Source organism: Lysinibacillus contaminans, assembly GCF_001278945.1.
Taxonomy (GTDB): Bacteria; Bacillota; Bacilli; order Bacillales_A; family Planococcaceae; genus Lysinibacillus; species Lysinibacillus contaminans.
The window spans coordinates 2,487,984-2,510,119 of the sequence record NZ_LGRV01000003.1; the positions used below are offsets into that span (position 1 = coordinate 2,487,984).

Sequence of the window (22,136 nt, forward strand, 5' to 3'; positions counted from 1 at the left end):
CATAAAAAACCTCAACACCACTAACTTTAGAACTTTTTTAACGACGCTGCTTTGGAGCAACCTTAATCGTCGTACCATCTGCCGCCTCTTTTGCTTGCTTGATTACAGGATAGCTCACATAGCCACTCGCTTCTTCAAACTCACGGAAAATTGTTTTTTCTTCTGCTTGAGAGGGAACGATATCTTTAAAACGACGATATTTCGCCATCATCACTTCACGTTTAATGCCCTTTTCATAAGCTTGCTCGATACCTTCAAAAAACTTTATAACGTCAACAATCTCCTCTGTCGACCAATCAATTGAAAACGGATATGAATATTCCATTTAGACAAACCACCTTTACATTACTGACTCCATTTTACCCGGATACTTTCCGCTTCCGCAACCATTCGCGTTAAAAGCTCTTCCACCGTTGGTATATCGTGAATCATACCGGTCACTTGTCCTGCCCATCCGATTCCTGCATCCTTCTCTCCATTATAAATAAACCGCTTATTCGCCTCACCGCTAATATAATCTTTTAAAGCCTCATAAGTCGGTGTTGTACGTTCAATTTCTAAAATTTTCTCGGTGAACTCACTACGTATTGCCCGAGCTGGTGCACCAATCGACCGTTTTATCACCGTTGTGTCTGCTTCAGAGCTTTTAAGAAGTGCTTCCTTGTAAGCCTCCGAAGCATCAACACATTCCTTTGTTGCAATAAAGCGTGTACCCATTTCAATGCCCTCTGCACCCAACGCATGCGCTGCCATCCAACCACGTCCATCACCAATACCACCTGAAGCAATGACTGGTATTTTCACACTATCGACAACTTGAGGCACAAGTACCATTGTACCGACATCATCTCGTCCCAGATGACCGCCACCTTCTTGTCCTACGACCATTACCGCATCGGCACCAAGCTCTTCAGCCTTTTGTGCTTGTCTACGCGCAGCAACAAGCACTAATTTTTTTATATTTGTCCCTGCCATTATGTCGAAAATTGGTGCAGGGTTGCCACCTGTCATCGTGACAACAGGCACTTCTTCCTCTACTGCAACACGCACCATATCCTCGTAGCCTGTACCATGTAAACCAATTGCAAAATTGACGCCAAATGGCTTATCTGTCAGTGTGCGTACCTTATGAATTTCAGCACGCAGTAAATCTGCATCGCGTAAACTCATTGCTGTAATTTGGCCAAGTCCTCCTGCATTCGACACTGCTGCCGCTAAATCTGCATACGCTAAATATGCTAATCCTCCTTGAATAATTGGATATTTAACCCCTAATAACTCAGTCACTCGTGTATTCCAATTCATATAATCTCCCCTTTCTTACAATAAGTATTTCTCGAAATTCATAGAAAATTCCTTTATTTTTTAATTATAAGTCTATTCACACAACTCGTTAGGTGCTATAATTCATTTGTTTTCTTAATATTAAAAAAGTGAGGTGGTACCTGCGTTGTCACAATTAGAGACTCCATTGTTCGACGTATTATTGAAACATCGGAACAGACATCCAATTCAGTTCCATATTCCAGGCCATAAGAAAGGGCGTGGAATGGACCCAGCTTTCCGAGAATTCGTCGGCGACAACGTTTTATCAATCGATTTAATTAACATTGCTCCACTAGACGATTTACATTCACCAAAAGGTGCGATTAAAGAAGCACAAGAACTCGCAGCAGAAGCCTTTGGTGCTGACCATACATTCTTTTCCGTTCAAGGTACTAGTGGCGCGATTATGACGATGATTCTGACCGTCGTCGGTCCAGGTGATAAGATTCTAGTACCACGGAATGTTCATAAATCCATTATGTCAGCAATTGTTTTTGCTGGCGCAATACCCATTTTCATTCACCCAGAAGTCGATAGTGAGCTCGGAATTTCGCACGGCATTTCTGCCGAGGCTGTAGAAAAAGCGCTGAATGCGTACCCTGAAGCCAAAGCATTACTTGTTATCAATCCAACTTACTTCGGTTTTGCAGCAGACTTAAAACGGATTGTCGAACTTGCACATAGCCGAAATATTCCTGTAGTTGTAGACGAAGCCCATGGTGTACATATTAAATTCCATGACGATTTACCTTTATCAGCGATGCAAGCAGGTGCAGATATGGCTGCAACGAGTGTCCATAAACTTGGTGGCTCTATGACACAAAGTTCTATACTAAACTTACGCGAAGGACGTATTTCAGCAAAACGTGTACAAGCTGTTTTCTCAATGCTGACGACGACATCCACGTCGTATCCATTATTAGCATCACTAGATACAGCACGACGACAGCTAGCGATTCATGGCCATGATTTAATCGATGATGCTATCCGCTTATCCAAAGATACACGTAAACGTATTAATCAAATTCCACATTTAACATGTGTTGGTAAAGAGAAATTACATTCTTCAGCAACATTTGATATGGATCCGACAAAGCTACTTATCAGTGTAAAAGATTTAGGTATTTCAGGTCATCAAGCCGAGGAATGGTTACGTCATAATGCTAATATCGAGGTTGAACTGTCGGATTTATACAATATTTTATGCCTTGTTACACTTGGCGACACAAAGAAAGAAATGAACCTACTCGTTAATGCATTACTACGTATGTCAAAGGCGCACGACTCGGATGCTGCGATTAAAGAAACACATGTGTCCGTACCAGAAATCCCTGCGCTAGCGATGTCACCACGTGATGCCTTTTATGCAGATACAGAGGTTGTACCACTTGCCGAAGCGCATAACTGTATTTGTGCCGAATTCATCATGGTTTATCCGCCAGGTATTCCTATATTTATTCCTGGGGAAATAATTACTGAGGAAAATATTCAATATATTAAAATGAATATTGAAGCTGGGCTCCCTGTACAAGGTCCCGAGGATAATACTTTACAGACGATTCGTGTTATTAAAGAACGTAAAGCAATCATTTAACAAGGACATTTTCACTTTAAAGTAACTCTCGAAGCCTCAGTTAAGCTGAAATCACTAATCTTAACGGTGAACAAGTACTTCATAAAATTCTTGGTCACACGATTCGGTTTATCATTCGAAAATTTAAAAGGAGGTGTCTCAATAATCATTTGAGACACCTCCTTTTTCTACATAAATATGTATACAAATAGCGGACATAGAAACGCACCGACAATAGCCGTTAATCCCATCGAAAGTGAACCTACCGATAACTCTTGTTCTCCGTAATCTTTTAATTTCACAAGCCCTACACCATGCGAAGCACTCCCAACCGACACACCTCTACTTACAGCCGATTCAATCTTGCCATATTTAATAACAAGAGGTCCTATTATGGCACCAACAAAACCTGCTAGCATAACAAAAACAGCTGTTAAAGGCGCAATTCCACCAATCGTTTCACTCACTTGCATAGCAACAGGTGTTGTTAATGATTTAGGTAACGCTGTGAACATCCAACTATCATCAGCACCAATCCATTTCAACATCAAGTAAATGGTCATTAAGCCTGTCACCATAGCAATAAAAATCCCTGACAATATCGAATACTTATATTTCATAACAATCGTTCGTTGATTGTATAGAGGATAGGCTAGTGCCACTACTGCAGGTCCTAGCATTTTTTGAAGCCATTCGCCTCCCTCCATATATGTTTCGTATGGAATTTTAAAAATGACTAAAGTTAATGCACTTACTAAAGTTGTTGTTACTAGCGGAATTGTTAACGGATGTGGGAAGCGTTGATAAAATTTTGTTAAAAGCATAAATAAACCAACAGTTCCAAGTACTACGATAATTTCATTCAACTGTGACTCCCCCTTTCGCTTTTTCTACAGTTGCTTCCTTTTTAGCAGCTTCTTTCTTCTCAATTACTTGGCTAATTGAACCTGTAACATAAATCGTAATTAATGTACTTACCGTTACAGCTAGCATTACGAGTAAGCCAGTTGTCGTCCAAAGCTGAGGATAATCGATGACTCCAACCGTAGCCGGGATGAAAAACAATGTTAAAACACCAATTAAAAAGCCAGCACCATCCTGGATATACTCTACTTTAATAATCTTAAATTGTAGGGAGATGGCAAGCAGTAGTAAGCCTATTACACTTGCTGGAAGAGGTAAGTTTAATAATGATACAATCCCAACACCTATGTAGTAAAAAATATTTAATATACCAATCTGAACAATAATACGAATAATTTTCATTGATAACGCAGCAAAATCCTGTTCATTTTTTTGCCACTTTTCACCTCCTCACGTTCATTTTACATCTGATGAAATTTTCTGTCTATTACAATATTGGAAAAGTAATAGCAAAAACACCACTTAAAGAACGATAAATCCACCATAATCTATAAATCCTTTGAAGCTATTCTCTTTGAATAACATCTATATGCTCATAAACAACCTAATACAATAACAAATAAATAACCCACGACTTGGATTATAAGCGAGAATCCTTTTACACCCCATTGCAGATTTTTTTAAAACTACCGTAGATTATGTAAGTTAATTACTGTTACTATGAAAATAACTATTAACAATTTTCGCAATATTGACGAAGTGAGATGATAGATTATTATTAAACCATTAAAACTACAAACGCGATTTTCCTACTCTATTAGTTTTTTTATTCTAATTATTGTAACCTTTGCAGGGATATTATTTTATTTTACAATTTCCGATGCTTTGCAAACACAACTCGGAAAACGCGCTCTCTATTTAGCAGAAACTACTGCTGATCGCGGTGATGTTTTAGCTGCATTTAAAACAGAAAATCCATCTGAAGCACTTCAAAAAATTAGTATAAATATTATGAACACAACTGAAGCGGCATATGTAGTAATCGGTAATGAAGATGGGATTCGTTACTCCCACCCGGTTACAGACCGAATTGGCAAACCAATGGTAGGTGACGACAATGACCGAGCATTATTAGGTGGTGAGTCTTATATTTCGATTGCGGAAGGCTCCTTAGGTGAGTCAATCCGAGGAAAAGCGCCCGTGTTCGACACTGACGGCACGATTCTCGGTGTCGTGTCAATTGGCTACTTAACAAGTGAGATGGACAATTTATTTTCGCAATATCTCGACAATATTTTTTATATTATGATGGTTGCACTAATAATCGGGATTTTTGGTTCCATTTTTTTATCTCGTAGCATCAAGAGGCAAATTTTCAATCTCGAGCCAAATGAAATCGCAAATCTTTTCACTGAGAAAAATGCGTTGATTGAATCTGTACGAGAAGCAATTATTACCGTCAATCATAAAGGTGAGATTACAACATTAAACAACGCAGCCGCAAAAATTCTACATTTATCCGACAAAGATTCGGTTATCGGCGAAAGTATTGAGCTACATGTTCCAAACACGCACCTTCTTGAAGTACTTACTGACGGAAGAAAACAACTTGATAAACCAATGATCATTAATGGGAATGAAGTAATAGTGAACCGAGTACCTATGAAGGTCAAGGGGAACATTGTTGGTGCTGTTGCTAGTTTTCGACTGCAATCTGAAATTGACCACCTGGCGATTGAATTATCACAAGTAAAGCAATATACCGAGGCATTACGTGCACAAACACATGAATTTAACAATATTCTTTATACCATATCCGGGCTGATTCAATTGAACGCCTCAGATGAAGCACTATCTATTATTCATAAAGAGGTACAAGGTCAGTCTTCTTTAACTCAGTTCATCAGGAACCATGTGAAAGATCCATTTTTAAATGGGCTCATTATTGGTTTTTTCAATCGAGCACGTGAATTGAAAGTTAAACTTATTTTCGATGAAGACAGTTATTTAGAAACTTTACCTGAAAACATCGAAAAAAGTCTCATTATCTCCATCATGGGAAATTTATTGACGAATGCTTTTGAAGAAGTTGAAAAAAACAAAGATCGACCGCCCATAGTCAGACTTTTCATTTTTGATAATGGGGAAGAAATATTAATTGAGGTTGAAGATACAGGTAATGGATTGGCACAAGAAAAACTGGAAGTTCTTTTCTCAGAAAATATTTCGACAAAAGATTCCAAATTTAGAGGCTATGGTTTACGTAAAGTTATTTCTAGTGTTCACGATTTAAATGGAACACTTGCTCTTGGAGAAGGAGATTTAGGTGGCGCTTTATTCATTGTATCTATTAGCAAAGGGGGATTTGTAGAAAATGCAGGCGATAGAAGTATTAATTATCGAGGATGATGTACGTGTTGCTGACGTGCATCGTCGCTTTTTAGAAAAAATTGAAGGATTCCATGTAATTGCTTGTGCAAATACCGGTGAGGAGGCCATTGACTGGCTCATGTCTTTTTCACCGCAACTTATTTTATTAGATGTATTTTTACCTGATATACTCGGCATCGATTTAATTGATAAAATTCAAGAAATGCGACCATCTAGCAACATTATATTGATTACAGCTGCAACTGAAGCGCATATTGTACAAGTCGCTTATCGAAAAAATGTAACGGATTATATTTTAAAACCCTTTACTTTCGAGCAGTTAAAGGAAAGCATCGGAAAATTCCGCATGAAACATTCTATACTACAAAATAATGAAAAATTCACACAGGATAAAATTCAACAACTGTGGCCTAAAGCACCATCTAAGGAAAAAATCGAATTGTCACCATTGTTACCAAAAGGCATCGATCCAACAACAATGAATCATGTAATCAGTCATTTAAATATAATCGAGAATGGGACCACTGCAGAAGAATTAGGTAAAAACATCGGTGTCAGCCGCTCAACAGCTCGACGATATTTGGAGTTTCTCGTTACACAAAAACAGGCACACACCGAACTCACATATGGAACAGTCGGTCGTCCAGAACGTCGATACTTTATCACCCAATAAACTTTATGAACAAAATGAAACAAATTAACATTATTCTCATAATATTGTTATCGTCTAAATATACGGTAAATTTATGGTAGCGCTTGCAAATGCAGCGCTACTATTTTTATTTAATAAGGGGGATTTCTTATGTGGAAAACATTGACGAAGTTTGCAGCAGCTGGACTTTTACTAGCTGGTTTAGCAGGCTGTTCATCATCCGATTCTTCTGATGCTGGGGACAAGGGAGAAAAAACAGCAAGTGACTATCCGAAAAACAATCTAACAATTGTTGCTCCATCTGGTGCTGGAGGCGGCTGGGATTTAACAGCTCGTGCAGTTGCTAAAACGATGAATGATACAAAACTTATTGAAAAATCAATACAAGTTGAAAACAAACCTGGTGGCGGTGGCGCAGTATTTATGGCGACTTATGCAACAAAAGAAGCCGATAATGATTACATGCTAATGGTAAAATCACCACCAATCTTAATTAATAATGAAAAAGCTGAAGGAAACAGTAAATTTGGGTATAAAGATACGACTCCTCTAGCACAATTAACACGCGACTACGGTGCAATCGTTGTTAAAAATGATTCTCCTTACAAAACTCTTGATGACGTGTTGAATGCATTGAAAACAACACCACAAGATGTAACATTAGCTGGTGGTTCCGCACCAGGATCTATGGACCATTTAGTAGGAATTATTCCTGCATTTAAATCAGGAATCGATTTAAAAACGATTAAATATGTTTCTTATGATGGCGGTGGTGAAGCTGTTGCTGCACTTCTAGGTGGAAACGCTGATGTAATCGCTACAGATGCTTCGACAATTGCTACTTATGTAAAATCAGGTGATGTACGTGTGCTAGCTGTAAGTTCTTCAGAGCGTTTAGAAGGTGAACTAGCTGATGTACCAACATTTAAAGAAGCGGGTATTGATGAAGAGTTTACAATTTGGCGCGGTATTTTCGGACCGAAAAATATGTCTGAGGACGCTGTAGCATACTGGTCTGAAAAATTACAAGCAATGTCAGAAACAGACGAGTGGAAAGCTGAAGTAGAGCGTAATGGCTGGCAAAGTGAGTACCGCAACGCAGAAGAATTCACAAAATATTTAGATGAACAAAATGAAACAATCGTTGAGCTATTAACAGCTTTAGATATGCAGAAATAAATAAAAAAAGCGACTTTTATAGTCGCTTTTCTCAATAGGAGGTGCAAAACGATTGAGCCAAACATTCGATAAAATGACGAGTATTGTATTATTCATCATTGGTATTTTATTTATCGCACAAGCAACACAAATTTCTGATAGTGCATATGGATCTGCAGTGGGGCCTAAAACCTTTCCATTAGCTTTGGGTATTGTACTGGTATTACTTAGCTTACGTCTCTTTTATGAGACTTGGAGACAGGCTGTAAAAGCAAGATTAGCAAAAGGTCCAGAAACACCTTCAAAGACATCTTCCATTGAAATAAAGAAGTTTTTGTTATTATTTGTGAGCGCACTTGCCTATGTATTCTTCCTAGAAATAGTAGGTTACGTGATTACGACTTTTATCTTTTTATTAATCGGCTTCCAAACGATGGAACGAGGAAAAATTATATCTTCAGTCATTATTTCAGTTGCTTTTTCAGTTGGCATTTATTATTTATTTTCAGTTATTCTAGGGGGCTCTTTGCCTAGTTTCCCAACTTTTTAATGTAAAGGAGTGAAAACATGTCAACATTGCAATTTTTAGCTGACGGCTTTGCGGTTGCCTTTCAGTGGCAAAATTTATTATTCGCTTTCGTCGGCGTTATTATCGGAACTGCTGTTGGGGTACTACCTGGAATAGGTCCCATGAGTGGGGTTGCTTTGCTCATTCCAGTTACTGCGACATTGACGTCAGGACTTCCAACTGAAGCCGCCGCTGCAAGTTCCATCATTTTACTTGCCGGTGTATATTACGGAGCTATGTACGGCGGCTCAACAACTTCTATTCTGTTAAACACGCCAGGTGAATCTTCTTCTGTTGTTACAACACTAGATGGCTATCAAATGGCGAAACAAGGTCGTGCTGGTAGTGCCCTTTCTATTGCGGCGATTGGCTCGTTTTGCGCGGGGATCGTCTCATTGCTTGGTCTTGTTCTATTAGCAAAGCCATTATCAAGTATTGCACTTAAATTCGGTCCTGCCGAATACTTTTCTTTAATGTTATTAGGACTTGCAGCAGTTAGTGGACTTGCTGGACGCTCAATTACAAAAGCGTTAATCATGACAGTTCTTGGTTTAATGCTTGGTACGGTTGGGATCGATGCTGTATCTGGTATCGAACGTTTTACATTTGGTCAACCAATGCTGTTCTCTGGAATTGAGTTTTTGACAATCGCTGTCGGCTTATTTGCCTTAGGTGAGGTATTCAAAACCATTCTTGAAAAAGACGATGATGACGGTCAAATCGCGAAGATTAATCGTATTTTACCAACAAAACAAGATTTAAAAGATAGTGCGATACCAATTGCGCGTGGCTCGTTTTTAGGGTTTTTTATCGGTGTTTTACCTGGTGCAGGAGCAACACTTGCTTCATTCTTTTCTTACATTACCGAGAAAAAATTCAGTAAAACGCCCGAGAAATTCGGTCAAGGCCATATTGCTGGTGTAGCTGGGCCAGAATCAGCTAACAACGCAGCATCAGGTGGTGCAATGATTCCATTATTAACATTAGGTATTCCTGGTTCGGGTACTACTGCTATTTTAATGGGCGCACTTATTATGTACAATATTCAGCCAGGTCCGTTATTATTTGATGAGCATCCTGAGGTTGCTTGGGGTTTAATCGCAAGTATGTTTATCGGTAACTTAATGTTATTAATATTAAACATGCCACTTGTGCGTGTGTTTGCAAAAGTTATTGAAACGCCTAAAAAATATTTATTACCTATTATTATAGCTATATCGTTCTTCGGTGTTTACGCAGTGCAATATACAACATTTGATTTGTATTTATTACTTGCTTGTGGTGTACTTGGTTACCTTTTCGCTAAAAACGACTATCCAGTAGCCCCCCTAGTACTTGCACTTGTTTTGGGACCGATGATCGAGAATAATATGCGTCGTGCACTAACGATCTCCAATGGTGATTTCTCAATTTTCGTAACTAAACCATTATCATTGGTATTTCTAATTGTGGCAGTATCTTGGTTACTCGTGCCAATTTTCATGAAGATGCGCGGTAAAAATGTTCTTATCAACGAAGAAGCATAAAAAAGAGTGGAGAGAACCGATTTCTCTTCACTCTTTTATGTATTTATAAAGCGTGGCCTGAACCACCATCGATATTAACAGCTGTGCCCGAAACATAGCTCGCAGCATCTGATACTAAAAACGTAATGACATTCGCTGCTTCCTCAGTGTCTCCAACTCGCCCTAAAGGAATGTTTTGCCCCACTTTTTGCGAGTACTCTGCCCAAGTTAGATCTGGCGCTTCAGATTTCCACTTTTTCTCGATTTGATCACTTCGAATAAGCCCGATACAGACAGAATTCACACGAATATTATCTTTCCCCAAATCTTTACTCATCGCCTTTGTTAACGCAAGTCCCGCAGCCCTACTAACTGTTGTGGGCAATGAACTTGCTGGCGGTGTTTTAGCCATTACAGCCGTTACATTGACAATCGCACCCCCACCAACTTGACGCATATGGGGCGCGGCATATTTTGAACAATGAATTGCACCAAACACTTTCAAATCTAAATCCGCTTGCCATAACTCACTGCTAACAGATTCAAATGGATTCGCTGATGCCGTACCAGCATTATTTACTAAAATATCAAGCCGTCCAAAATGTGATACTGTGCGCTCAATCAGTTCCTTACAGTCTTTTTCTTTCATAATATCTGTTGGTACAATTAATACATCTTCACCAGTTTCATTTTTAATGCAAGCAGCCGCAACTTGTAACTGCTTCTCCCCACGTGCACAAAGAACAACTTTCGCCCCTTCTTTCACAAGTTGCATTGCCGTATAATAACCTATCCCTTTGCTTGAACCTGTAATGATCGCTACTTTACCTTGTAATCCCAATTCCATTCTCTTCACCCCTACTGAATTATTAGAATATTTATAATACTATCTTATATGCTATCTAGTATTTTTACTACAATCATTCATATAAAAAGAAAAGAGGAGATAAATTTGGTTAAGGTCCAATTACCCTCTATTACTAAAATGATTGGAAGAACTCCATACCAAAAACAGCTTCAAAAATTGACATAATACCTAAGAATCTTTAATTTTAGATGCTATAAAAATAAGGCTACAAAGCACTTTTGCTTTGTAGCCTTACATAAGTATTCTTTTATTTTTTCGTTACGATATGGATTGGGTTGCCAAGTAATACTTCAGCAGCTTCCATTGTAATTTCACCTAAAGTTGGGTGTGCGTGAATTGTCAGAGCGATATCTTCAGCAGTCATGCCTGCTTCGATAGCTAAGCCCATTTCAGCGATCATATCGGATGCACCAGCACCTACGATTTGAGCACCGATTAATAAACCGTCCTCTTTACGTGCAACAAGCTTCACAAAGCCATCTGTTTGGTTAAGTGCAAGTGCACGACCATTTGCAGCAAATGGGAACTTAGCTGCAGTATATTCAATGCCTTCTGCTTTTGCTTGTTCTTCATTGTAACCTACAGTTGCCATTTCTGGATCTGTGAAGCATACAGCAGGAATTGCTAAGTAATCCACAATCGATTTTTCGCCAGCAATTGCTTCAGCAGCAATTTTACCTTCGTAAGATGCTTTATGTGCAAGTTGCGGTCCAGCAACAATATCACCAATCGCATAAATATTCGGAATATTTGTGCGGCATTGTTTGTCGACATTAATGAGACCACGCTCGCCGAATTCGATACCAACTTCAGCAAGGCCCATTTCGTCTGTATTCGGACGACGGCCAACCGTTACTAATACGTAGTCAGCTTCAACTTTTTTCTCTTCTCCGCCAACTTCATACGTTACGACTACGCCATTCTCTGTTTCTTCAACGCCTTTAGCAGATGCGTTTACTTCAATTACAACGCCTTTCTTTTTAAGGCCTTTTTTCACGATTTGAGTCATTTGTTTTTCAAAGCCTGCTAAAATATCTTTTCCGCCTTCAATAATTGTTACTTCAGCACCTAGGTTTGCATAAGCAGAACCTAACTCAGTACCTATGTAACCGCCTCCAATAACGACTAATTTACCAGGAACTTCTTGTAAAGAAAGTGCACCTGTAGAGCTTAGTACGCGATCAGTGAATTTGAATGTTGGAATTTCAACAGGGCGAGAACCAGTTGCTAAAATTACATTATTGAACGTGTAAGTTTGAGCAGATTCACCATTGATGATACGTACTGAATGAGCATCAACGAAGTAAGCTTCACCTTGTACGATTTCAACTTTATTGCCTTTAAGTAAGCCTTCAACACCGCCAGTTAATTTTTTGACAACGCTGTCTTTGAATGCTTGTGCTTTTGAAAAGTCTAATTTTACATCAGAAGCGATAATACCCATGTCATCTGAATGTTTAGCTTGTTCAAAACGGTGACCAACTGAAATTAATGCTTTTGATGGAATACAACCTACGTTTAAGCACACGCCACCTAGTACATTTTTTTCGACGATTGTTACTTTTTGGCCAGTTTGAGCTGCACGAATTGCAGCTACGTATCCTCCAGGACCTGAACCAATGACAAGAGTATCTGTTTCGATTGGGAAATCTCCTACTACCATTTTGTTACGCCTCCATTAATAATAATTCTGGCTCACTTAACAAACGCTTCAAGTGATTTAAAGCATTTTGTGCAGTGGCTCCATCGATCATACGATGGTCAAAGCTCAATGATAATGCTAACACAGGTGCAGCTACAATTTCACCATTTTTTATTACAGGTTTTTCAGAAATTCTGCCAATTCCTAAAATCGCTACTTCAGGATGATTAATTACTGGTGTAAACCATTGTCCTCCTGCTGAACCGATATTTGTAATAGACATTGATGCACCCTTCATTTCATGTGGTGCAAGTTTGCCATCACGTGCTTTTGTCGCTAGTTCATTAATTTCATTAGATACTGCAAAAACCGATTTGCGATCTGCATGTTTAATAACTGGTACGAGTAAGCCTTTTTCTGTATCTGCAGCAATTCCGATATTGTAGTAATGCTTTTGAATAATTTCTTGTGTCGCATCATCTAATGAACGGTTAAATTCTGGGAATTCGCGTAACATGGACACAAGCGCTTTCACTACGTATGGTAAGTACGTTAATTTCACGCCTTTTTCAGCAGCAATCTCTTTGAATTTTTTGCGATGTGCCACAAGTTCTGTTACATCAACTTCATCCATTAGTGTAACATGCGGAGCAGTTTGTTTCGAGTGTACCATTGCTTTTGCAATTGCTTTTCGAATGCCAGACATCTTCTCACGTGTTTCAGGGAATTCACCTTCAAGTACGACCGGTGCTGCTACAGTTGATGCTTCATGTTCTACCGTCATTTCCCCTGTTGCAGTTGATGCGTCAACGTCTTGCGCTACGCCACCACCATTTAGGAAATTCTCGATATCTTCTTTTAAGATACGACCATTTTTTCCAGTGCCTGCTACCATGTGAATATCGACATCATGCTCACGAGCAAATTTACGAACTGAAGGCATGGCAATTACACGTTTAGTTGTATCTTTATCTTCTTCCTTTACAGGTGCAGGTGCAGGTGCAGCTTCTGCTACTGGTGCTTTTTCAACTTCTGGTGCTTGTACTTGCGCTTCAGCTTTCGCAGCCGCATGATCATCACCTTTTAGTTTTAAATCCTCGTAACCTGGAGCATCCAACCGAATCAAGACATCACCTACAATTGCAACTGTACCTTCGCCTACTAATATTTCTTCAACTTTCCCATCTACCGGAGACGGAACTTCTACCACTGCTTTATCGTTTTGAACTTCACAAAGAATGTCGTCTTCTTTTACTGTGTCTCCAGCTTTGACGAACCATTTCACAATTTCTCCTTCATGAATGCCCTCCCCAATATCTGGTAATCGGAATTCAAATGCCATTTAAACCATTCCTTTCTCTTTGCCTTTAGAATGTTAAAACTTTTTTTGCTGTTTCCATTACGTCTTTGAAGTTCGGTAACCATACGCCCTCAGCTTGTGGGAATGGGTACACTGTATCCGGTGCTGCAACACGTAGTACTGGTGCTTCTAAACTTAAAATGGCACGCTCTGTAATTTCAGCAACAACATTCGCTGCAATTCCTGCTTGTTTTTGTGCTTCTTGTACAACGATTGCACGCCCTGTTTTTTCGACAGATGCGATAATTGTTTCAATATCAAGTGGTTGAATTGTACGTAAGTCAATGACTTCTACGGAATGACCTTCTTTTTCTAATTCTTCCGCCGCTTTTAAACTTTCATGAACCATTAAGCCATACGCGATAATTGTTAAGTCTTTCCCTTCACGCTTCACATCTGCTTTACCAAGCGGAATTGTGTAAGCTTCTTCCGGCACTTCTTCTCGGAACGAACGGTATAATTTTAAGTGCTCTAAGAAAATAACTGGATTATCATTACGAATAGATGAAATTAATAAACCTTTTGCATCATATGGTGTTGATGGCACAACCACTGTTAAACCAGGTTGAGCAGTCATTAGGCTCTCTAAGCTATCTGAGTGCATTTCTGGTGTGTGTACCCCACCACCAAATGGTGAACGAATTGTTACTGGTGCATTATACACGCCTCCGCTACGATAGCTCATACGTGCTAATTGACCACTAATTGAGTCCATCACTTCATAAACGAAGCCAAAGAATTGAATTTCAGGTACAGGGCGGTAACCTTGTAGAGAAAGACCGATTGCTAAGCCACCAATACCCGATTCAGCTAACGGTGTATCGAATACACGATCCACACCGAATTCTTTTTGTAAGCCTTCAGTTGCTCGGAATACCCCGCCATTAACGCCTATATCTTCTCCGAATACAAGAACGTTTTCATCGTTCTTTAATTCCACGCGAAGTGCATCTGTAATTGCTTGAATCATTGTCATTTGTGCCATAGGTTATTTCGACTCCTTCTCTTTATAGATTTCATACTGTTCTTTTAAGTTCGAAGGCATTTCGCCTTTATACATATTATCCATTAATTGCGTTACTGTTTGTTTTGGCGTTGCATCTGCTTTTTTAATAGCTTCTTTAATCTCTTCTTTAGCACGCTCAATCACAGATTCTTCTTTCGCTTCATCCCATAAACCTTTTGCTTCTAAATATTTACGGAAGCGGACTAACGGGTCTTTTAATGCCCATTCACTATCTTTATCTGATGTACGGTAGCGCGTCGGATCATCACCAGCCATTGTATGTGGGCCATAGCGGTAACACATTGTCTCAATTAAAGTTGGACCTTCACCGTTAACTGCACGCTCACGCGCATCACGTGTTGCTACGTAAACTGCAAGCGCATCCATTCCGTCTACTAAAATACTCGGTATACCGGCCGCCACACCTTTTTGAGCAAGCGTTTTTGCTGCTGTTTGCGATTCACGTGGTGTTGAAATCGCAAACTGGTTATTTTGTACGATGAAAATTGCTGGTGATTTAAACGCACCTGCAAAGTTAATACCTTCGTAGAAATCTCCTTGTGATGAACCACCATCACCTGTATACGTAACAGCTACTGCTTTTTTACCGCGCTTTTGAAGACCAAGTGCCACCCCAGCTGTTTGAATGTATTGTGCACCAATAATAATTTGTGGTGCTAAAACGTTTACACCTTCAGGAACTTGGTTTCCAACGAAATGTCCACGTGAGAATAAAAACGCTTTCTCAAGTGGCAGTCCATGCCATACAATTTGTGGAACATCACGATAACCTGGTAAAATCCAGTCTTCTTTTTCTAAAGCAAAATGGGATGCTAATTGTGAAGCTTCTTGACCAGCTGTCGGTGCATAGAAACCTAAACGACCTTGTCGATTCAGAGAGATTGAACGTTGATCTAAGATACGTGTATAAACCATACGAGTCATTAATTCTACTAACTCTTCATCCGATAATTTCGGATCAGCTTGTTCATTGACAATTTCTCCGTCCTCATTCAGTATTTGAAACATTTCGAATTTTTCTTCAATTTCAACTAGCGTTTGTTTTGGATCAAACATATTATTGTTTTTCTTGCTCATAAGTCACATCTCCCTTTCAACTGTATTAAAATAAATCGTTTTTTCAATAGTACAACTACTTCTTAGCACTCAGTATACTGAATAAAATATTGTCGGTCAATCAAATAATACGTATGATAACAAACATTTTTCTTTAAAAAAACTAATCATATACTGTTCCATTCTGTACCATAAGTAAATATAATCTGTATTACAACAACTCACTTTCTCCACAACACCATTACGTTTCTGGACAGAAAATACAATTGTAGATTACCCCGAATCGTCCAAAGTTATCACGAATAGAAAATAATTTATCGAAGTCATTTTTCATTGAATGCTTTAAAAAGTGAGGTATACTAGTAAAAAACGCACAGAGTGATCGAAAGGAAGATCTACAAATGATTTTAATGGATGATATTATTCGTGAAGGCCATCCGACGTTACGCACAAAAGCTGTAGAAGTAAAATTCCCTTTATCTGAAGAGACTAAACAATTAGCTGAGGATTTACTACAATACGTAAAAAATAGCCAAGACCCCGAAATGATTGAAAAATATAATTTACGTGGTAGTATCGGCTTAGCTGCCAACCAAGTAAATAGCTTGCACCGTATGTTTGCACTACATTTAAAAGATGATAGCGGCGAACAAGTAAGCTTTACTGCCATTAACCCAAAAATTGTGAGCCATTCTGTTGAAAGCACATATCTCACTGCTGGTGAAGGATGCCTTTCAGTTGACCGTAATGTTCCCGGATATGTACCGAGACATGCGCGTATTACAGTTAAATTTAAAACAGTTGACGGCGAAGAGAAAAAAATGCGCCTAAAAGGACTAGCCGCTATCGCATTCCAACATGAATTAGACCATTTAAACGGTGTAATGTTCTATGATCGCATAAACGAGAAAAATCCATATGCTGAAGTACCAAATTCCATACCATATGATCGCGACTAAAAAAGCCATCATGTATAGCAGACTATACATGATGGCTTTTCATTTTATTTAAGAAATGGGTAGGAACGCGTTTTAAATTCCACACCGATATAACTTCACATAAACTACTATATTAAATAATTTTTAACTGTCGCATTATTTTCGCAAGGCCATCCGCATCTACGTGATCTGCAATATGTGTAGCGACTGCCTTCGCTTTGTCGTGCCCGTTCCCCATAGCTACACTGACACCAACCGCCTCTAACATCTCGACATCATTCAAGCCATCACCAAAGGCAATTGCATCATCCATTGTCAAGTTCATCTTGGCAAGTAACTTCTCGATACCAGCAGCCTTTGAACCTCCTTTTGGCAAAATGTCACAAGAATACTTATGCCAACGCACAAATTGTACATCTGGGAAAGTTTTACGATACAACTCTTCATCTTTCTCCTCCATAAATATAAGTGTTTGATAGACATCATGCTGCATATAATAAGAAGAGTCGAGATTAGGGTACGGATATTTTAACGTATTTAAACTTTCAGCAACCTTATCATTGTCACCAATAGAAGCAATCATCTGCTTGTCATCAAGAAAAACGACTGGCTCGTTACGCGCTTCACCAAAAGCTATAATCTGACCCAAAATTTCTTTTTCTATGCCACCAGCGTAGACAACCTCACCTTGGTAAACAACATACTGCCCGTTAAACGTCACATACGTATTGATGTCAAGTTCATCAAGTAATGATTGAATCATAAACGGTGCACGTCCTGTCGCAATTGCCAGTTCATATCCATTGTTACGCGCTTCTAGTAATGCAGCTTTCGCCGAATCAGGTAATTGTTTTGAACTATTATAAAGTGTTCCATCTACATCAAAAAATAATATTTTTCTCATTGGACAATTCCTTTCTGAATCATTCGAATTTTCGAAAATGAAGGATAATTACTTTACAAATAACATTTTTTTCAATATAATGGTCCTAAGGAGTGATGTGCCATGATGAAGAAACTTAAACAAAAATTGTTAAAGCAACTTCGCGGCCTACTCGGTAAAAAATCAATTGCCTAACATTTGCCCTTCATTATTTGAAGGGCTTTTCTTTATTTTAGAGTAGCTGCGTGATAATATAAAGGAAATGCATTTATTTGCCTATGCGCAACCACTGTCTCGTTACTTATCATTGTTGAGAATTGAACAATTTAAGTAATGAGGTACAAGAAAGTCAAACGCTCATTTCTATAACATTATACTAGAAATTCGCGATTTTTTCTTGTAGAACGTGTGTGGTAATAGGTTAATATGCAATAATAATGTACGCAAATAAAGGAGAGTAAACCATGATTTACAAAGTTTATTATCAAGAAAAAGCAAATGACATTCCAGTTCGCGAAAACACTAAAAGTCTATATCTTGAAGCTACTTCAGAGCGCGAAGTACGTCAAAAGTTACAAGACCGTGATTACAACATTGAGTTCATTCAACTGCTTGAAGGTAACTACCTAGATTACGAACAAGCTAGTCCGAACTTTGTCTTGGAGGAAATTTGACAAACATGAAGTTTGTTAAGAATGACCAAGCAGCTGTTTTCGCGCTCGGCGGACTGGGCGAAATCGGCAAAAATACTTATGGCGTTCAATTTCAAGACGAAATTATTTTAATTGATGCCGGCATTAAATTCCCAGAAGACGATTTACTTGGTATCGACTATGTAATTCCAGATTATACGTATTTGGTACGCAATGTCGATAAAATCAAAGGGCTATTTATTACGCACGGACACGAAGATCATATCGGCGGAATTCCTTACTTACTACGCCAAGTAAATATTCCAGTATACGGTGGTAAGCTAGCACTCGGTTTACTACGTAATAAACTAGAAGAACACGGCCTTCTACGTACAACAAAGCTAATTGAAATTAAAGAAGAAGATGTTATTAAATTCCGAAAAACATCTGTCAGCTTCTTTAGAACTACACACAGTATTCCAGATGCTTACGGAGTTGTGGTTAAAACACCACCCGGAAACATCGTGCATACAGGTGACTTTAAATTCGACTTTACGCCTGTAGGTGAACCAGCCAACTTAACAAAAATGGCTGAAATCGGCCGTGACGGAGTACTTTGTTTACTATCTGATAGTACAAACGCTGAAAAACCTAACTTTACAATGTCTGAACGAACTGTTGGTAAAAGCATTGATGACATTTTCCGCAAAGTGGATGGTCGTATCATCTTCGCAACGTTTGCGTCAAATATCCATCGTCTACAACAGGCTACAGACGCAGCAATAAAATACGGTCGTAAAATTGCCATATTTGGTCGTTCAATGGATAATGCTATTACCATCGGTCGCGAACTTGGCTATATTAATGCACCCAAGGATACATTCATTGATGCACAAAGCATTAATCGCCTACCAGCCAATGAAGTAATGATTTTATGTACAGGTTCTCAAGGTGAGCCAATGGCAGCACTTTCTCGTATTGCAAACGGTACACATCGTCAAATTCAAATCCAACCTGGCGATACTGTAATCTTCTCATCTTCACCGGTACCAGGTAATACAGTAAGCGTAAATAAAATTATCAACTTATTATTCCGTGCAGGCGCTGAGGTTATACACGGTGCACTCAATAATATCCATACTTCAGGTCATGGTTCTCAAGAAGAACAAAAACTGATGTTACGTCTAATGAAACCTAAATTTTTCATGCCTATTCATGGTGAATACCGTATGTTAAAAATGCATACGCATTTAGCAGAGAATTGTGATGTACCAATTGAAAATACATTCATTATGGAAAATGGGGACGTTCTTGCCTTAAGTACTAATGAAGCAAATGTTACCGGTCGCATCCCTTCTGGCGATGTATATATTGACGGTAATGGTATTGGAGACATTGGCAATATCGTTTTACGCGATCGCCGCATTCTTTCTGAAGAAGGTTTAGTAATCGTTGTCGTTAGCGTGGACACGCAACAACAGAAAATGGTTTCTGGACCAGACATTATTTCACGTGGATTCGTCTACATGCGTGAATCAGGTACAATGATTAACGAAGCGCAAAAAATGTTAAATCGTCATTTAAACGGTTCAATTCAAGGCAAAACGCCACAATGGACTGAACTGAAAAATGAAATTACAGACGTTCTAGGACCTTATCTATTTGAGAAAACTAAACGTCGCCCTATGATTTTACCAATAATTATGGAAGTATAACTCTTCTATAATCGAAGAAGCTACGCAAAATTCGCGTAGCTTCTTTTTTATATTTTATTTTAGAAATAACGAAACCTCTTATTTTTTTTTTCGTATATAGTAATACAAACACAATAAAGGAGCGACTTTATGCTAGGTAAAATCATTAAATCCTTATTAAAAGGTACATCATCAAGTCATCGACGCCATTCATCAAGCAGTAGACGCAAATATTCAAAGCGTCATAATCATTATGGTCACAAACATTATAAAAGCGGCCATCGTAAAAGCTCACGTACCTTCTTTAGCTCAAACAGCTTCTTCAGCAGCTAATGTGGTGGCAAAAATCACGTGAAAATAAGTTCGATCAGGAAGTTCAACACTATATTACAAAGCATACTGATTTCACATTTATCAACTTACTTGGCTACGGCTCATATGGTCGCACTTACTTAATTGAAGAGACTTCTTCCGAAGATCAGTATGTATTGAAATGTTTACGCCCTAAGCACCTTCACAATAAAAAAACTAGGCATAAGTTTATGCAGGAAATTCAAATGCTCGAACAATTAGCAATGACCTTCATCCCTTCTATTAAGATGACAGGTAGAATTCAAAACATACCGTTTTTTGTGATGGCCTATTTAGATGGGCAAACTTTCGAACAACTAATTTTTCAGGATGGGCAAGTATTTACAACTTCTGAAGCACTTACGATTCTGGAACAGTTGTTAACCCATATCATCACCTTACATAACAAAGGCATCGTACACCGAGATTTACGTATCCCTAATATCCTACTTGTAGAAGGCAATCTCCATATCATCGACTTCGGGCTCGCTACCTATATGAAAGAGGTCAATTTCGCCTCTATTCGTAATCCAAAGCGAGCTGAAAATCATATTAGCGACTTATACTTTGTCGGGCATTTTTTATTATTTTTACTTTACTCGACTTACAAACCGACTTCACATAAAGAAAAAAGCTGGCAGGAAGAACTTTCACTGCCAGCGGATGTCACGTGTTACCTTGAGCGATTGCTATGCATCAACGAACCCTTACAAAGTGCTACAGAAGCATTGCATGCATTACCAAAAAAAAATAGAATTGTTCAGCTTTACTTGTGAACAATTCTATCTGTTACTTCGCACACGAAAAACGATGCTATAATTCAAAATATTTAATGAGCACATAAGCCGTCCATTTACAGTCTGTTAAATGGCGAATATTTTCAATCAGACCTTTAATAATTGTTTTACTTAGCGTTTGTTGCTCAATTTGTTCTTTCAAAAGCACCAATGATTCTCGTTCAATCGATTCTTCTAAACCTTGAATATTTTGGTCGAGTAATTCTTTTAGCTTATCTGTAGAAATTTCCTGGTCAAATGGACTTTCCACGATTTGCGCTAATTCTTTCGTAATAAAAGGATTGGTCATGTTTTGAGCTAAAATATTTGTTTTTTCAGCCAACGAAGACGCTAATTCATCTACATGTATTGGCAAATCATAAAACATAAACAACTCTGAATAACTTCTCACAAACCCTTTTATGCAATAGACAAGATCATACTTGATATCCTGCAATTTTACTCCATAGAGTTCTTCAACCATAGAAAGTATCGATTGCGTCATCATTATTTCATAAGAATTTACCTTCTTAAACAACTCCTTATTAGCCGTTAAACCCTGCTCCTTCATAAAAATACGAGCTGATTTAGAATGCTTTTTGAAGTTCTTAAAAATACTTTTATAAAATTCAACCAATAAATCCTGCTTATTCACAACATTTCTGACTACAAGGTCAATATCAGCAACAAATTGTTGCATATGGTGGTCAATCATAGAGAAAATTAGCTCATCTTTTGTTTTGAATGATAAATAAAACGCTCCTTTTGAAATCCCACAACGTTCTGTTATTTGCTGAACTGACGTAGCTTCAAAGCCTTGTTCTGAAAAAAGTTCAAATGCTTTTTCCATGATTAATTGTTTTTTCATCATA

Annotated in this window: 21 protein-coding genes; 10 read left to right on the forward strand and 11 right to left on the reverse strand. The window is 38.5% G+C overall.

Annotated elements, in window-relative coordinates; genetic code table 11:
• Positions 1–37 precede the first annotated feature (37 nt).
• Positions 38–325 (reverse strand): UPF0223 family protein, encoded by a 288-nt coding sequence (locus AEA09_RS14240; RefSeq protein WP_053584494.1) that lies wholly within the window; start codon positions 323–325, stop codon positions 38–40.
• Positions 326–345: 20 nt separating this feature from the next.
• Positions 346–1,305 carry an NAD(P)H-dependent flavin oxidoreductase gene (locus AEA09_RS14245; protein WP_053584495.1) on the reverse strand — a complete coding sequence of 320 codons (960 nt, stop codon included), beginning with the start codon at positions 1,303–1,305 and terminating at the stop codon, positions 346–348.
• A 145-nt stretch (positions 1,306–1,450) separates the two neighbouring features.
• Here AEA09_RS14245 and AEA09_RS14250 point away from each other — a divergent pair, with 145 nt between their 5' ends.
• Positions 1,451–2,920 (forward strand): aminotransferase class I/II-fold pyridoxal phosphate-dependent enzyme, encoded by a 1,470-nt coding sequence (locus tag AEA09_RS14250; RefSeq protein ID WP_053584496.1) that lies wholly within the window; start codon positions 1,451–1,453, stop codon positions 2,918–2,920.
• A 167-nt stretch (positions 2,921–3,087) separates the two neighbouring features.
• On the opposite strand, the gene AEA09_RS14255 is transcribed toward AEA09_RS14250, so the two are convergent.
• Positions 3,088–3,765, reverse strand: coding sequence for an LrgB family protein (locus tag AEA09_RS14255; RefSeq protein ID WP_082332659.1), 678 nt, complete (start codon positions 3,763–3,765; stop codon positions 3,088–3,090).
• The gene (locus tag AEA09_RS14260; RefSeq protein ID WP_053584497.1) at positions 3,758–4,165 is read right to left on the reverse strand and encodes a CidA/LrgA family protein; all 408 of its coding nucleotides are present in this window, start codon (positions 4,163–4,165) and stop codon (positions 3,758–3,760) included. The genes AEA09_RS14255 and AEA09_RS14260 overlap by 8 nt, the downstream gene beginning before the upstream one ends.
• 483 nt (positions 4,166–4,648) lie before the next feature.
• Between AEA09_RS14260 and AEA09_RS14265 the strand changes: the two genes are divergently transcribed.
• The 5 genes from AEA09_RS14265 to AEA09_RS14285 all read left to right on the forward strand — a co-directional run bounded on the left by AEA09_RS14265 (position 4,649) and on the right by AEA09_RS14285 (position 10,058).
• Complete coding sequence (locus AEA09_RS14265; protein WP_245622849.1) at positions 4,649–6,172, forward strand: ATP-binding protein; 1,524 nt, start codon at positions 4,649–4,651, stop codon at positions 6,170–6,172.
• Positions 6,138–6,827: a response regulator gene (locus tag AEA09_RS14270; RefSeq protein WP_053584499.1), complete on the forward strand. Its 690-nt coding sequence runs from the start codon at positions 6,138–6,140 to the stop codon at positions 6,825–6,827. The genes AEA09_RS14265 and AEA09_RS14270 overlap by 35 nt, the downstream gene beginning before the upstream one ends.
• Before the next feature lie 129 nt (positions 6,828–6,956).
• Positions 6,957–7,985 carry a tripartite tricarboxylate transporter substrate binding protein gene (locus AEA09_RS14275; protein WP_053584500.1) on the forward strand — a complete coding sequence of 343 codons (1,029 nt, stop codon included), beginning with the start codon at positions 6,957–6,959 and terminating at the stop codon, positions 7,983–7,985.
• 52 nt (positions 7,986–8,037) lie between these two features.
• A complete protein-coding gene (locus AEA09_RS14280; protein WP_053584501.1) occupies positions 8,038–8,514 on the forward strand; it encodes a tripartite tricarboxylate transporter TctB family protein in 477 nt (158 codons plus the stop codon).
• Positions 8,515–8,531: 17 nt separating this feature from the next.
• The gene (locus AEA09_RS14285; RefSeq protein ID WP_053584502.1) at positions 8,532–10,058 is read left to right on the forward strand and encodes a tripartite tricarboxylate transporter permease; all 1,527 of its coding nucleotides are present in this window, start codon (positions 8,532–8,534) and stop codon (positions 10,056–10,058) included.
• A 43-nt stretch (positions 10,059–10,101) separates the two neighbouring features.
• Here the strand turns inward: AEA09_RS14285 and AEA09_RS14290 are convergent, their stop codons facing one another.
• From AEA09_RS14290 to pdhA, 5 genes are all read right to left on the reverse strand, one after another.
• Positions 10,102–10,884 (reverse strand): SDR family NAD(P)-dependent oxidoreductase, encoded by a 783-nt coding sequence (locus AEA09_RS14290; protein ID WP_053584503.1) that lies wholly within the window; start codon positions 10,882–10,884, stop codon positions 10,102–10,104.
• A 268-nt stretch (positions 10,885–11,152) separates the two neighbouring features.
• A complete protein-coding gene (lpdA, locus tag AEA09_RS14295; protein ID WP_053584504.1) occupies positions 11,153–12,568 on the reverse strand; it encodes a dihydrolipoyl dehydrogenase in 1,416 nt (471 codons plus the stop codon).
• Positions 12,569–12,572: 4 nt separating this feature from the next.
• The gene (locus AEA09_RS14300) at positions 12,573–13,889 is read right to left on the reverse strand and encodes a dihydrolipoamide acetyltransferase family protein (protein ID WP_053584505.1); all 1,317 of its coding nucleotides are present in this window, start codon (positions 13,887–13,889) and stop codon (positions 12,573–12,575) included.
• Positions 13,890–13,914: 25 nt separating this feature from the next.
• A complete protein-coding gene (locus AEA09_RS14305; RefSeq protein ID WP_053584506.1) occupies positions 13,915–14,892 on the reverse strand; it encodes an alpha-ketoacid dehydrogenase subunit beta in 978 nt (325 codons plus the stop codon).
• A 3-nt stretch (positions 14,893–14,895) separates the two neighbouring features.
• Positions 14,896–16,011: a pyruvate dehydrogenase (acetyl-transferring) E1 component subunit alpha gene (gene pdhA / locus AEA09_RS14310; protein ID WP_053584507.1), complete on the reverse strand. Its 1,116-nt coding sequence runs from the start codon at positions 16,009–16,011 to the stop codon at positions 14,896–14,898.
• 380 nt (positions 16,012–16,391) lie between these two features.
• Here pdhA and def point away from each other — a divergent pair, with 380 nt between their 5' ends.
• Positions 16,392–16,949, forward strand: a complete 558-nt coding sequence (gene def / locus AEA09_RS14315) for a peptide deformylase (RefSeq protein ID WP_053584508.1) — start codon at positions 16,392–16,394, stop codon at positions 16,947–16,949.
• 112 nt (positions 16,950–17,061) lie between these two features.
• Here def and AEA09_RS14320 read toward each other — a convergent pair whose 3' ends face one another.
• Entirely contained in the window at positions 17,062–17,832 is a 771-nt protein-coding gene (locus AEA09_RS14320; protein WP_053584509.1) for a Cof-type HAD-IIB family hydrolase, read from the reverse strand.
• Positions 17,833–18,275: 443 nt separating this feature from the next.
• Here AEA09_RS14320 and AEA09_RS14325 point away from each other — a divergent pair, with 443 nt between their 5' ends.
• From AEA09_RS14325 to AEA09_RS14335, 3 genes are all read left to right on the forward strand, one after another.
• Positions 18,276–18,485 carry a DNA-dependent RNA polymerase subunit epsilon gene (locus AEA09_RS14325; RefSeq protein ID WP_053584510.1) on the forward strand — a complete coding sequence of 70 codons (210 nt, stop codon included), beginning with the start codon at positions 18,276–18,278 and terminating at the stop codon, positions 18,483–18,485.
• A 5-nt stretch (positions 18,486–18,490) separates the two neighbouring features.
• Positions 18,491–20,158 carry a ribonuclease J1 gene (gene rnjA / locus AEA09_RS14330; protein ID WP_053584722.1) on the forward strand — a complete coding sequence of 556 codons (1,668 nt, stop codon included), beginning with the start codon at positions 18,491–18,493 and terminating at the stop codon, positions 20,156–20,158.
• Positions 20,159–20,469: 311 nt separating this feature from the next.
• The gene (locus tag AEA09_RS14335; protein ID WP_053584511.1) at positions 20,470–21,264 is read left to right on the forward strand and encodes a serine/threonine protein kinase; all 795 of its coding nucleotides are present in this window, start codon (positions 20,470–20,472) and stop codon (positions 21,262–21,264) included.
• 37 nt (positions 21,265–21,301) lie between these two features.
• Here AEA09_RS14335 and AEA09_RS14340 read toward each other — a convergent pair whose 3' ends face one another.
• Positions 21,302–22,135, reverse strand: coding sequence for a TetR/AcrR family transcriptional regulator (locus tag AEA09_RS14340; RefSeq protein ID WP_053584512.1), 834 nt, complete (start codon positions 22,133–22,135; stop codon positions 21,302–21,304).
• Position 22,136 lies beyond the last annotated feature (1 nt).

Coding starts and splice junctions, on each gene's coding strand:
- rnjA (WP_053584722.1), top strand. CDS start 18,491: ATGAAGTTTGTTAAGAATGACCAAGCAGCTGTTTTCGCGCTCGGCGGA.
- def (WP_053584508.1), top strand. CDS start 16,392: ATGATTTTAATGGATGATATTATTCGTGAAGGCCATCCGACGTTACGC.
- AEA09_RS14340 (WP_053584512.1), bottom strand. CDS start 22,135: ATGATGAAAAAACAATTAATCATGGAAAAAGCATTTGAACTTTTTTCA.
- AEA09_RS14240 (WP_053584494.1), bottom strand. CDS start 325: ATGGAATATTCATATCCGTTTTCAATTGATTGGTCGACAGAGGAGATT.
- pdhA (WP_053584507.1), bottom strand. CDS start 16,011: ATGAGCAAGAAAAACAATAATATGTTTGATCCAAAACAAACGCTAGTT.
- AEA09_RS14300 (WP_053584505.1), bottom strand. CDS start 13,889: ATGGCATTTGAATTCCGATTACCAGATATTGGGGAGGGCATTCATGAA.
- AEA09_RS14335 (WP_053584511.1), top strand. CDS start 20,470: ATGTGGTGGCAAAAATCACGTGAAAATAAGTTCGATCAGGAAGTTCAA.
- AEA09_RS14290 (WP_053584503.1), bottom strand. CDS start 10,884: ATGGAATTGGGATTACAAGGTAAAGTAGCGATCATTACAGGTTCAAGC.
- AEA09_RS14270 (WP_053584499.1), top strand. CDS start 6,138: ATGCAGGCGATAGAAGTATTAATTATCGAGGATGATGTACGTGTTGCT.
- AEA09_RS14260 (WP_053584497.1), bottom strand. CDS start 4,165: ATGAAAATTATTCGTATTATTGTTCAGATTGGTATATTAAATATTTTT.
- lpdA (WP_053584504.1), bottom strand. CDS start 12,568: ATGGTAGTAGGAGATTTCCCAATCGAAACAGATACTCTTGTCATTGGT.
- AEA09_RS14285 (WP_053584502.1), top strand. CDS start 8,532: ATGTCAACATTGCAATTTTTAGCTGACGGCTTTGCGGTTGCCTTTCAG.
- AEA09_RS14320 (WP_053584509.1), bottom strand. CDS start 17,832: ATGAGAAAAATATTATTTTTTGATGTAGATGGAACACTTTATAATAGT.
- AEA09_RS14245 (WP_053584495.1), bottom strand. CDS start 1,305: ATGAATTGGAATACACGAGTGACTGAGTTATTAGGGGTTAAATATCCA.
- AEA09_RS14325 (WP_053584510.1), top strand. CDS start 18,276: ATGATTTACAAAGTTTATTATCAAGAAAAAGCAAATGACATTCCAGTT.
- AEA09_RS14305 (WP_053584506.1), bottom strand. CDS start 14,892: ATGGCACAAATGACAATGATTCAAGCAATTACAGATGCACTTCGCGTG.
- AEA09_RS14275 (WP_053584500.1), top strand. CDS start 6,957: ATGTGGAAAACATTGACGAAGTTTGCAGCAGCTGGACTTTTACTAGCT.